This window comes from Oceanospirillum sanctuarii, from assembly GCF_002150805.1.
Classification (GTDB): domain Bacteria; phylum Pseudomonadota; class Gammaproteobacteria; order Pseudomonadales; family Halomonadaceae; genus Oceanospirillum; species Oceanospirillum sanctuarii.
On record NZ_MTBA01000004.1, the window covers coordinates 993,105 to 1,005,229 of the forward strand.

General features: G+C 52.7%; 8 protein-coding genes. 5 read left to right on the forward strand and 3 right to left on the reverse strand.

The genetic code is table 11. The annotated features are described in order from the left end of the window. Positions 1–574 precede the first annotated feature (574 nt). Positions 575–4,219 carry a bifunctional proline dehydrogenase/L-glutamate gamma-semialdehyde dehydrogenase PutA gene (gene putA, locus BV405_RS11535; RefSeq protein WP_245832297.1) on the reverse strand — a complete coding sequence of 1,215 codons (3,645 nt, stop codon included), beginning with the start codon at positions 4,217–4,219 and terminating at the stop codon, positions 575–577. A 283-nt stretch (positions 4,220–4,502) separates the two neighbouring features. Between putA and BV405_RS11540 the strand changes: the two genes are divergently transcribed. From BV405_RS11540 to BV405_RS11555, 4 genes are all read left to right on the forward strand, one after another. Continuing rightward, a complete protein-coding gene (locus BV405_RS11540; RefSeq protein WP_086480985.1) occupies positions 4,503–4,979 on the forward strand; it encodes an Lrp/AsnC family transcriptional regulator in 477 nt (158 codons plus the stop codon). 123 nt (positions 4,980–5,102) lie between these two features. After that, a complete protein-coding gene (locus BV405_RS11545) occupies positions 5,103–6,074 on the forward strand; it encodes a tetratricopeptide repeat protein (protein ID WP_086480986.1) in 972 nt (323 codons plus the stop codon). A gap of 156 nt (positions 6,075–6,230) precedes the next feature. Beyond that, the gene (locus BV405_RS11550) at positions 6,231–7,982 is read left to right on the forward strand and encodes a diguanylate cyclase (RefSeq protein WP_176330123.1); all 1,752 of its coding nucleotides are present in this window, start codon (positions 6,231–6,233) and stop codon (positions 7,980–7,982) included. A 143-nt stretch (positions 7,983–8,125) separates the two neighbouring features. Beyond that, positions 8,126–9,292 (forward strand): MFS transporter, encoded by a 1,167-nt coding sequence (locus tag BV405_RS11555; RefSeq protein WP_086480988.1) that lies wholly within the window; start codon positions 8,126–8,128, stop codon positions 9,290–9,292. 90 nt (positions 9,293–9,382) lie between these two features. On the opposite strand, the gene rarD is transcribed toward BV405_RS11555, so the two are convergent. Continuing rightward, complete coding sequence (rarD, locus tag BV405_RS11560; RefSeq protein ID WP_245832298.1) at positions 9,383–10,300, reverse strand: EamA family transporter RarD; 918 nt, start codon at positions 10,298–10,300, stop codon at positions 9,383–9,385. Next, positions 10,293–11,339, reverse strand: coding sequence for a hypothetical protein (locus BV405_RS11565; protein ID WP_086480990.1), 1,047 nt, complete (start codon positions 11,337–11,339; stop codon positions 10,293–10,295). Before BV405_RS11565 ends, rarD begins: the two co-directional genes overlap by 8 nt. Before the next feature lie 250 nt (positions 11,340–11,589). On the opposite strand from BV405_RS11565, the gene BV405_RS11570 reads away from it, so the two are divergent. Next, complete coding sequence (locus tag BV405_RS11570; RefSeq protein WP_086480991.1) at positions 11,590–12,042, forward strand: Lrp/AsnC family transcriptional regulator; 453 nt, start codon at positions 11,590–11,592, stop codon at positions 12,040–12,042. Positions 12,043–12,125 lie beyond the last annotated feature (83 nt).

A 12,125-nucleotide genomic window follows, 5' to 3' on the forward strand; every position in this document is an offset into this window, starting at 1 on the left:
ACCGATCATTCTGAAGCCACGACAGAGAATAGACTCTCCAAACAAAGACTTCACCAGATGTCAGCCGGGTAAACAAAGCGCACAGCAAAAAATTCCGGGCAAAAAAAAGCCCCGGTTAAAAACCGGGGCGACTCTCCGAATAACGGAAAAGCTCCACAAAAATTTGTGGCATCCACCAACGAGGGTTTGGGGATAGACAAGTACAAACAACAATTCCAACGAACGGTCTGTATCTCATTACCTTGGGAAGAAACGAGATACATCTAAAAGTGAGAAGATTGCATCTTGCGACACTATCTCAACACCCTTAGTTAAAGCTGGGCAGACCCGTCGGCACACGAACGGCCCTGCCCAAAAGGGTTTTACGAAACATCCGATCCTGCCGGTTGATCCGCTAACACCTGATTACAGGTGCTTCGATTAAGACGCTGAAACCACGAACGCCTTAATGCTCAAAACTTTGCTCAATAACACTTTGATCATCAGTGCTCTGCTAATCAGCCAAACAACACCGCAGAACACTCATGATCAAAGACTCACCGGCTATAAACCGGCGAGTCTTTAAAGCTAACGCTTAGTTAGTGGATGCGATCAGGCTGGCGTTACCGCCCGCTGCCGTTGTATCCACACACAGGTGACGCTCGTGTACGAAACGCTCCGGCAGGTGTGCTTCGGTCAGCAGTGGCAGCAGAACACCATCGCGTTTTGCCAGCACTTCACGGTAAGCCTTCAGCACGTCTGCTGCCGCGTTACTGGCGATAGCATCAATACCGGTCAGGCCTGCCAGAACGGAAGCGTCAACTGCACCATCCAGACCGACAATCGGCAGGCCGGCAGAAGCCAGCTGATCGGCCAGTGCTTTAACGCCCGGCGCAACCACGACAACACGGTTACCCTGAGCCAGAGCCACAGCCGCCTGTTGAGTAGCGCTGTCCAGATCAGGACCTGCACACAGCACCAGACCACGGGCGTGGAAGCTCAGACGGTTCAGCTCACCGGTCGGCCCCGGCATTTCGCGGGTAACCAGCAGAGCAGAATTCACATGAGCGGCCAGTGCACCCAGTTGCTGCTCAACCTCTTTCGTTGCCTGAGCCGCTTCTTTAACGGTCAGTTTCAGCGCGCTGTTGATTGCGTCCTGCAGCTGAGCTTCAGCCACCAGATCACCCTGCAGAGCTTCGCCGCGATTCTCGCCTGCAATATGCTTAAAGCGACGAACATACAGCGGGCCACCGGCTTTAGGACCAGTACCGGACAGACCTTCACCACCGAACGGCTGAGAACCAACGATTGCGCCGATCTGGTTACGGTTCACGTAGCAATTGCCCACGTGTACACGCTCGGTCACATAGTCGATACGGGAATCCATACGGGTATGCAGACCAAAGGTCAGGCCGTAACCGCGACCGTTGATATCCGCAATCACCTGATCCAGCTCGCTGGCTTCAAAGGTGCAAACGTGCAGCACAGGACCGAAGATCTCTTCTTCCATCTCGTTGATGCTGTCCAGCTTGATCACAGTAGGCGGAACAAAAGTACCGGTTGTTGGCACTTCATAAGTTTTCAGGCAGCGACCCTGCTCTTTAAACTTGTTGATGTGCGCCATGATCTTGTCCTGAGCCAACTTGTCGATCACAGGACCTACATCGGTGCTGATCAGCCATGGGTTACCCACGGCCAGTTCATCCATAGCGCCGTACAGCATCTCCAGCAGGTGACCGGCGATATCTTTCTGCACATAAAGCACACGCAGTGCAGAACAACGCTGACCAGCACTCTGGAAAGATGAAGCCAGAACATCACGAATCACCTGCTCAGGCAGAGCGGTAGAGTCCACGATCATGGCGTTCATACCACCGGTTTCAGCGATCAGAGGCGCTTCCGGAGACATGCTTGCTGCCATAGAACGGTTGATATGCTGAGCAGTAGCGGTAGAACCGGTGAAACACACACCGTTGATGCGAGCATCAGAAGTCAGCGCCGCGCCCACAACCGCACCGGCACCCGGCAGCAGCTGAATCACATCTTTCGGGATACCCGCTTCGTGCATCAGTTCAACCGCACGAGCCGCCATCAGAACTGTTTGCTCGGCTGGTTTCGCCAGCACAGCATTACCTGCAGCCAACGCCGCACAGATCTGACCGGCAAAAATCGCCAGCGGGAAGTTCCACGGAGAGATACAGGTGATCAGGCCACGAGCCGTGCCATCTTCATTGTGCAGTTCCGCTTCATTCGGGTAGTAAAGTGCGAAATCCACTGCTTCACGGATCTCGGCGATACCATCCAGCAGAGATTTACCCGCTTCACGGGTTGCCAGAGCAAACAGCTCACCGGCGTTCGCTTCCATCAGGTCTGCAAACTTACGAATACGCGCACCACGCTCTTCAACGGACAGGGCTTCCCAGGCTTTCTGACCTGCCTGAGCTGCAGCAATAGCGGTTTCGATATCTTTTTCAGACGCTTCCACAACCTGACCGACAACATCCTGATGGTTTGCCGGGTTGATCACGGTTTTGGTGCCAGCACCTTCAACATCACCGGCAATCATAGGCGCAGCCTGCCAGTTGTGGTTCAGGTACTCTCCACGCTCTTTGTCCAGCTGCTCAACAGTACGGATATCAGTGATATCCCAGCCTTTGGCGTTACGGCGCTTGTCACCATAGATATCCGCAGAACGGGTGATCACAGGGTTAGGAATACTGTCCAGAGCCAGTACCGCATCGAACGGATCACGGGCGATCTGCTCAGGAGCAATAGAGGTGTCAACGATCTGGTTTACAAAGGAGCTGTTCGCGCCGTTTTCCAGCAGACGACGAACCAGATACGCCAGCAGATCCTGGTGCGCACCAACAGGTGCGTAGATACGGCAGCGAACTTTGTTTTCCTGCACAACCACATCGTGCAGAGATTCGCCCATACCGTGCAGACGCTGGAATTCAAACTTATCCAGATCGTCCGCCAGATTCATAATCGCCGCGACAGAGTGCGCGTTGTGGGTCGCAAACTGTGGGTAGATGCGGTCGGTCATTTTCAGCAGCTTAGTCGCGCAGGAAACGTAAGACACATCGGTGTTCACCTTACGGGTGAATACCGGGAAGCCTTCCAGACCCATAACCTGTGCGCGTTTGATCTCAGCATCCCAGTACGCGCCTTTCACCAGACGTACCATGATCTTACGATCCAGCTTCTCAGCGGTGGCATACAGCCAGTCCAGCACGAAAGGTGCGCGCGGGCCGAAGGCCTGAACCACGATACCGAAGCCATCCCAGCCTGCCAGCTCAGGACGCGCCAGGACCGCTTCAATCACATCCAGAGACAGATCCAGGCGGTCTGCTTCTTCCGCATCAATGTTGAAGCCCATGTTGGCTTCTTTCGCCATCAGCGCCAGTTGGAAGGTACGCTCAACCAGAACGTCCATAACGCTGTCGTATTTACCGAATTCATAACGTGGGTGCAGCGCAGACAGCTTAACGGAGATACCCGGATTCTTACGGATATCATCAAATTTGCAGCTTGGGGTCAGTTTATTGATCGCATCAGCGTAAGCACGGTGATAACGCAGCGCATCGGCATCAGTACGTGCCGCTTCACCCAGCATATCGTAGGAGTAGGTGTAACCGCGGGATTGCTGTTTCTTACCGTTTTTGGTCGCTTCTTCAATGGTGCGGCCCAGTACAAACTGACGGCCCAGCTCTTTCATCGCCTGCTTAACCGCCGTACGGACAACCGGCTCGCCCAGACGCTTGATCATAGCGCGCAGGGTGTTGGTCAGGCCTTTCTCGTCAGTCGGTGCAATCAGCTTACCGGTAACCATCAGGCCCCAGGTAGAGGTGTTAATCAGTGCAGATTCAGACTGACCCAGGTGCTCCTGCCATTTTCCGGGAACAATTTTATCTTCGATCAGTTCATCAATCGTTTCAGCATCCGGCACACGCAGCAGCGCTTCTGCCAGACACATCAGGGCGATACCCTCTTTAGTGGTCAGGCCATATTCCGCCAGAAAGTTTTCCATCATCGAAGGCTTTGCAGACGTACGAACGCGGGTAATCAGCTTCGCCGCTTCGTTAGAGATCTGCTGTCGTGTCTCGGCAGACAAGCCTGCCATCTCAACCAATGCATTAACCGAACGGGTTTCATCTGCCAGATAGTGATCACGGATCGCATCTCGGATTGCGGTCGTGTTCGCAGCGGCATTTGTTGTAGTCTTCATTGCCTGAGTCATATCGACACCTTTCGTTATTGTGGAAACATAGGCGAGCATTCTAGCTTTAGCCCTATAGCCTTTTTCCCTATATTTTTTTCATTTTTAGATTTCTGTTTTATTTTTTTGCCCTAAAATCAGTGAATAGTTAAAAAAAATATTCCATAAATAGAGATTTTACCTATACACTAAAAACACCCCTGCTAAAGGCCTATTTCATAACGAAAAATGGACACAAGCAGAGTCTCAATAAACTGTCGGTTGGCACTTCGCTAACCTCTGTCTTCTATCAGGTGTCATTAAAATGAAACGCACAGATGATCTGGATCGCATCGACCACGCCATTCTTCGCGAACTGCAGAAAAATGCCCGCCTGACGGTAACAGAGCTAGCTTCAAGGGTAGGACTCTCTAAAACACCTTGCCAGTTACGCATGAAAAAGCTGGAGGAACAGGGCTTTATTCTGGGTTACGTTGCACTGGTAAATCAGAAACGCTTAGGGGTAAATCACATCGCCTTTGTGCAAGTAAAGCTGAGCGATACCAAAACCAAAGCACTGGATGCCTTTAATGAAGCGGTACGTCAGATTCCGGAAGTGGAGCAGTGCCACATGATTGCGGCAGGCTTTGACTACCTGCTGAAAGTACGTACCACTGGCATGGAAGACTATCGTAAGGTTCTGGGCGAACAGATCTCGACCCTGCCTTACGTGCTGCAGACCAGTACCTACGCAGTTATGGAAAGCGTGAAGGATATTGAATCGCACCTGCTCAACCCCTGATATCACTGGGCGATCAGCAAATCTGACCAAATCTATAAAAAAAACAGGGTTATCCCTAATACCTATTCTGCTTACATAGATTTACAATGCCCCCGCGATTCAATATCCCCGCGAGGCTTTATCATGTCCTTCTGGCAGATCTCACCATCATCCGCTGCTTCCGTGTCTTTTTCTGCGCCTGAAAAACACCCTTCATACGCTCTGCGACTGCTGCAAATCAGCCTGCTTCTGGTGTCCCTGGTGCTTTCTACGGAAGCGGGAGCCAACTTTGATAAAGGGATGCGCTTCTACGATCAGGAGCTGTACACCCACGCCTTGAATACCTTTCTGAAAGCGGCTGAAAAAGGCGATGCCAGAGCCCAGCTCATGGCCGGTCGTCTGTATGAAGATGGTCGCGGTGGTGACTATGATCCGGCTCAGGCTCATGTCTGGTATCAGAAAGCTGCGGATCAGGGGCTGGCTGAAGGTCAGTATCTGCTGGGGATGCAATATCTGGAGCGCGGCGACCTGCCCCGCCATCAGGTAGATGCCATCGGCTGGATCAGGAAGGCTGCGGAACAGGGTCTGACCGAAGCTGAGTTCCAGCTGGGACTCATGTACAAACAAGGTGCGGGAACCGGCACCAGCTTTCAAAAAGCGGAAAAATGGTTCTACAAGGCAGCTCTTAAAGGTCACGCCGATGCCCAGTACCAACTGGCACTGCTGGCAGAAGATGGTGCCGGTGCCAAACAGAACTATCGTGCCGCTCTGAACTGGCACACCCAAGCCGCCAAGCAGGGTCATGCCGAAGCTGCTCTGGCTCTGGCTTATCTGCACTATTACGGCCTTGGTACTCATATCGATATGGATCAGGCAGCACAATGGCTACAGAAGGCTGCAGATTCCGGCATTTTAGTCGCCCAGTATAATCTGGCGGTGATGTACGAAGGTTATCCCCGCCTGAAGCCTAACCTGACTGCTTCGCTAAAGTGGTACAAGTCAGCCTGCGAGGGTGGTTACTCCCGCGCCTGCGATGGCTACCGCAAGATGGAAAAGGTTCATCATGAACGGCTTGAAGGTGCGCTGGAAGGCACACTGGAAACCGCTGAATACTGATTCATCCCAGATCTGAAAAACGAACAACAGTGCGGCAGGATGCCCTGCACTGAATCCCAGCCCGCTCCGATTCCCCGGAGTCCGCTGCCGATGCAACAGAAAGCCGGTGATATTGACTCACCGGCTTTCGTTCTCCGAGTGCAAAAGGAGTGCTCCATGAGTTTAAAACTGCGCTTTGCCCTGTTCTCCATCATTCTGATTGTTGTCTCCTCGTTTGCGGCCTGGTCATCCGTCAGCTCGCTAGTGGAAGAGGTGATCGAAGAGTGGGCGGTTCGCTACGCGGAAAAGCAGGTGCTGTATGACCGTCAGCGTACACTTCAGCCCCTGATCCGGGAGCTGGCTCTGTCACGTCAGTTTGCTCAGTCCACAGCCCTGCTTAATTTTGCCCGTAACCCGGAAGATCCTGATCTGCGCAGTCAGGCGCTGAAAGAGATGGAAAACTTCCGCTATAACTTTCTGGAGATGAACTACTTCGTTGCTCTGCATAAAAGTGGTGAGTACTTCCATAACGACGCCAATAACACCTACCAGAACAATCAGCTGCGCTATGTGCTGAATCCTGATAACCCTGCCGACAGCTGGTTTTATAGCCTGATCGAGCAGAAGCGTGAGATCCACGTTAACGTCAACTGGGATGCAGAACTGGATGTCACTAAACTCTGGATCGATATTCTGCTGACCGACGGTGATCAAGCTCTCGGGGTTGTCGGCACAGGTCTGAATCTGAACGCCGTACTGAACCGGGTTGCTCAGGAAAGTGAGCCCGGCGTGACCAATATCTTTGTTGATCACTCCGGCGCGATCCAGCTGCATCAGGACAGTAGTCTGGTGAACTTCTCCAGTTTCACTCGCCCTTCTGACCAGCTGCACAATGTCGAACAGCTGATTGACGAGCAGGAAGACAAAGCTCTGTTACGTCTTGCGATGCGTGAAGCCTTCCGCCAGAAAGACGAAGTAATCAGTTACTACATCAATATCGAAGGCAAACGCAGCCTGATGGCGGTGGCTTATCTGCCGGAAATCGACTGGTATGAAGTTACCCTCATTGATATTGAAACCCTGCTGCCAATGGACAGATTCAGCGGTATGTTTCTGGTTTATGGCCTGACACTGATCGCCATGATCCTGATTCTGAATCTGGCGATCCGCTTTATGGTCTTACGTCCGGTCAGCAAGTTGAATAAAGCGATGGAAGCTCTGAGTGAAGGCAAGCTGCCGGAGAAAGCACTCAAGGGGCAGGCAGAGATCGGACATCTGATGCAACACTTCAATCAGCTGGCCCACTCGGTCGGTCAGACCCGTGCCGATATGGAGCACCAGCTGGAGCTTAGCCAGAAAGAACTGGAGCGCGCCAAACGTACTGACCTGCTGACCGGCCTGATTAACCGCCGCAGCATGCTCGACCTGCTGGATGAGCAACATCGGAAAACACCGAACGACAGCAACCTCTGCTACAGCCTGATCTGGCTGGATCTCGATTTTATGAAAGAGATCAACGACAGATACGGCCATGGAAATGGTGACCGCGCCTTGCAGAGTGTCGCTGAGATTATGCGTAAGCATATTGACGATGCGGTGCTGGGTACCTCATCCCGCTGGGGCGGCGACGAGCTGCTGGCTCTGGTGAGTCACACTCAGGCCTATCAGGTGCTGGCGATTGCTGAAGCGATTCGCCTGGAAGTCGAACGTAGCCGCCCGGCTTACGCAGAACAGTCGCCGCACCATATTCCTCTAACCATCAGTGTCGGAGCCTATGTGGTGAAAAAGGGCGATAGTCTGAATGAGGCACTGCATCACACCGATACCGCGCTTTATCGCGCTAAGTCGGAAGGCCGTAATCTGGTGCGTCTGTCTAACGAGACCAACCTGAATCTGAAAAACAGCCGTGAAGGCGTAACCAACCCATAAAAATAACGTGATTCAGGCGATCTGATCACAGGATCGATTTTTCCCCGCGCCATTCGCGGGGAAAAGCCTTCCGGTCGTTCCTTCCCGACCATCAGCTATGCTAACGTGACCGCCCCGAAACCCTGTCTGGTGTAGCTATCCTCATGCCTGAATTTTCCGCTCTGGTTTTTGCCACCGCCATCAGCATGCTCTATCGCAGCATCATTACGGTGATCGCACCGGAACTGTCCCAGGATCTCAATCTGACCGACAGCGAACTGGGCACCCTCGCCTCGCTGTTTTTTGTCGGCTTTGCCGCAGTTCAGCTACCGGTCGGCATTGCGCTGGACAGATTAGGCCCCCGGCTGACTATCGTCAGCTTTATGCTGCTGGCGATAACCGGCACCGCACTTTTTGCCAGCAGCGACCAGCTCTGGATGGCTTATACCGGACAACTCTTGATCGGAGCGGGGTGCGCCCCTCTGATGACAGGCTCTATGGTGGTGATCTCCCGCCGCTTCTCCGCTGAACGCTTTGCTTATATGACCGCTCTGGTACTGACGCTGGCCAACCTTGGCGACCTGTTCAGCACCACCCCCTTTGCCCTCATCGCTGAAGCCCTTGGCTGGCGAGGCGCGCTCTGGATCATTCTCGGAATCACCAGCTGTTCAGCGCTGGCTTGCCTAATCTTTTTAGGTCGTGATCGTCAGGCTGAAGGCAGTGAGCCGGAAAGCCCGCTGCAGACGATTGGCGGTATGGGAAAGGTGGCACTGATCCGTCAGCTCTGGCCGATTCTGCCGCTGGTACTCACCGGCTATGCAGCACTGATGACGATACGGGGACTCTGGGCAGGGCCCTGGTTATCAGAAGGTTATCAGCTGGATGCTGCAGAGCGGGGTTATCTGCTGCTGGGTATGTCACTGATGATGACGCTGGGTATGTATCTCTACGGTCTGCTGGATCGACAGACTGGCCAGCGAAAACCTCTGGTGATGGGCGGAACGCTCTTGCTGATTCTGTCGCTGATCCTGATCAGCCTGCCCACTCCGCCATTCTGGCTGGCAGCCTCCGGACTGTTAATGGTGGGGCTCTTCGGCTACACCTACGCACTGGTGATGGCCCACTGCCGGGGCTTTATTCCGGCTCAGCTCATGGGTCGTGGCGTTGCCTTTCTCACCCTCGTTGGCTTTTTTGGGGTCGGCATCCTGCAGGCGATTTCCGGCTGGCTGATGGATCACTTCCACTCCTACAGCCTGCTGCATGCTAGTCTTGCGGGAATACTGCTGCTGGCTCTTGCAAGCTATAGCCGCAGTGCCCCGCCTCAAAGCTAAGCTTAATTTTTATATTAAGCTCATCGGACTGTTCAGTTACAAGCTGTTCAGCACTCTGCAATCACCTGCCTGATATTCAATAATGAGCTATTAAGCAATGGGCTTTGCCCTTGCTGCCGCCAGCTTTTTACGGGAGTTCAGGTGGCTCTCGCCGGTAAAGAGCAGCAAACCAAACCAGATCATGGCAAAGGTGATCAGCTTACTGGCGTCCATCGGCTCGTGATAAACAAATACCGCCAGCACAAAGGTGATACTGGGGGCCAGATACTGCACAAAGCCGATCATCGATAGCGGCAGTCGACGGGCTGCTCCGGCAAAGAACAGCAAAGGGAAAGTGGTCACCAGACCGGCTGCTACCAGGAGCAGGTCGGTTTGCAAGCTCTGGTGACCAAAAACCAGTAAGCCCTGAGACTGCATCCAGAACAGGGAGATCAGCCCCACCGGCAATACGATCAGGGTTTCAATAAAGAGTCCCGGCACCGCTTCCACCACCAGCTGTTTACGCAGCAAGCCATAAAAGCCAAAACTGAAGGCCAGTACCAGACCTACCCAGGGCAGGCTGCCAAACTCGATCAGCTGGTACAGCACTCCCAACGCAGCAAAACTCAGTGCCAGCCACTGCATCGGGCGCAAACGCTCCGACAGAAAGATCATACCGAGAAAAACACTGATCAGCGGATTGATAAAGTACCCGAGACTGGTTTCCAGAATGCGGCCTTCCGCCACCGCCCAGATAAACACCAGCCAGTTCAGAGAGATAATCAGCGCTGTGATCACCAAACCACCTAACAGCCGGGGCTGTTTAAAAACGGCAGCAACCTTGCCTAAACGACCGGTAAAGCCGATAAACAGCAGCAGAAACACTACAGACCAGATAATTCTGTGTACCAGCACCTCAAAGGCCGGCACATGCCCTACCGCCTTGAAATAAACAGGTGCGATACCCCAGATGGTATAAGCCGCCAGCGCAAAGTAGATACCCTGACGAAAGTCTTTATCTTCAGCCACGTTCAGGCACCTCATTATTAACCGCATTTGTTGAAGTAGAGGTAGTGCTGCCAGTAATCAGATACTTATGCCAGAAGTCATCACTGGCGTAACGCAATACCCGGGTAACCACAGCCACCAAAAGCAGACTGAATGCCAGACGGAACCAGAGCGCAGCAGAAATATCCGCGCCCATCACCATAATCAGCAGGGTGTCTTCAATCAGACTGTGGCAGACACTCAACAGCAGCATGGCGGCAAAAATATCTTTCTTATCGATATGACCTTTGCGGGCTTCTTCGATCAAAAGGCCACCGCCAAAAGAGAGGCCGAGGGTCATGCCGACAATAGTCAGACTGGCAGCTTCCGGACGAATCCCTAACAGGCGTAGCACCGGCTGCAGCAGAAAGATCATCAGCCGTTCGACATGGATCCAACGAAGAAAACGCAGCAGACTGATCAGGGTGGCGATAACGACCACGATCATTGCGAAGCTCTGCAGCTGCTGCCATGCCCAAAGCAACAGCGAGGTTTGCTCTTTGGGAGCCTGCCAGATCAGCTCTGCCGGTTGCTGCAACCAGCCGAAAGCATCGTAGATATGGAACAGCAGCATGCCGAAGATCAGCGCTGTCAGCATACGCATCATAAAAGCAGCGACCAGACGCACACCGGCCATCTGCACAATACGCACTTCTATCGGCAAACTGTGGGCGATCAGCATCATGCCACCCAACACGCTGACCTGAGCAACGGTCATCGGATAATCCGGCGCCAGCTGAAAGAAGATGATCATCGCAGCATAGATATTGGTCATCAGGTTGGTGGCGAGCACCAGCCCCATCGCCTCCGGTAAGCCCACCAGAGTCATCAGAGGTTCAAGGAAATGGGCAATCACAGGAATTGCACCCAGCTCCTCCAGAATCTTGACGATAATCAGCACCGGAATCATCAGCTTGAACAGCATCCAGCTGACGTTAAAAATATCCCGCCCCAGAGCAGGAAGAGTCTGGCGACTGAATTTCTGCCACCAGAGAGATAGGGAAAATGTGTTCGGAGTCATAGGGTCACACTGCTAAGCAAAACACTTTATAAGTATCGAAATGGGGTACTGATATAACGACCCCTTTTGTTCCGGCTCTACGGCCTGAGACTTGCGAAACCGGAAATCAGCAAGTGTACTCCGCTTTATTTTTCAGAAATTTCTTTTACTGCCCTTCAAACCTTTCTATATTTCTTATTTATCGCGAAAACATTAAAAAATTAGAAAAAAGAACACTCAAACAAAATATTATTAACCACAAGAAAACCCTATGGATCGTATTGATAAGAAAATCCTTAACCTGCTGCAGAAAGACAACCGCATCAGCAACCAGAAGCTGGCAGAAACCGTGGGACTTTCAGCACCCGCCTGCCTGAAGCGGGTGAAGAAACTCCGGGAAAGTGGCGTCATCATGGCAGACGTTTCCATTGTCAGTCCTCAGGTGGTGGGTCACCTGATCAATGTGATTGTTGAAGTGGAGATGGACAGAGATACCTTGGATGTTTACGACAGCTTTAACCGCCAGATGAGCGCCTGCCCGGAAGTGACCCAGTGCTATCAGGTCACCGGAGAGGTGGACTTTGTACTTGTGGTACTGGTGCCGGATATGCAGACCTATGAAGCCTTCGCTCGGCGGGAGCTCGCCAGTAACGCCTATTTAAGGAAGTTTCGCTCCCTTATTTCCCTGAGACGGGAGAAATTTCGCACTGCAATCGAGCTCTAATCATTCATGCGATTAACATCTATTGACGTACCGCAATGGAATCGCATCTAGTCATCAGCCCCTCTTTGCCCCGTCGGAAGTTC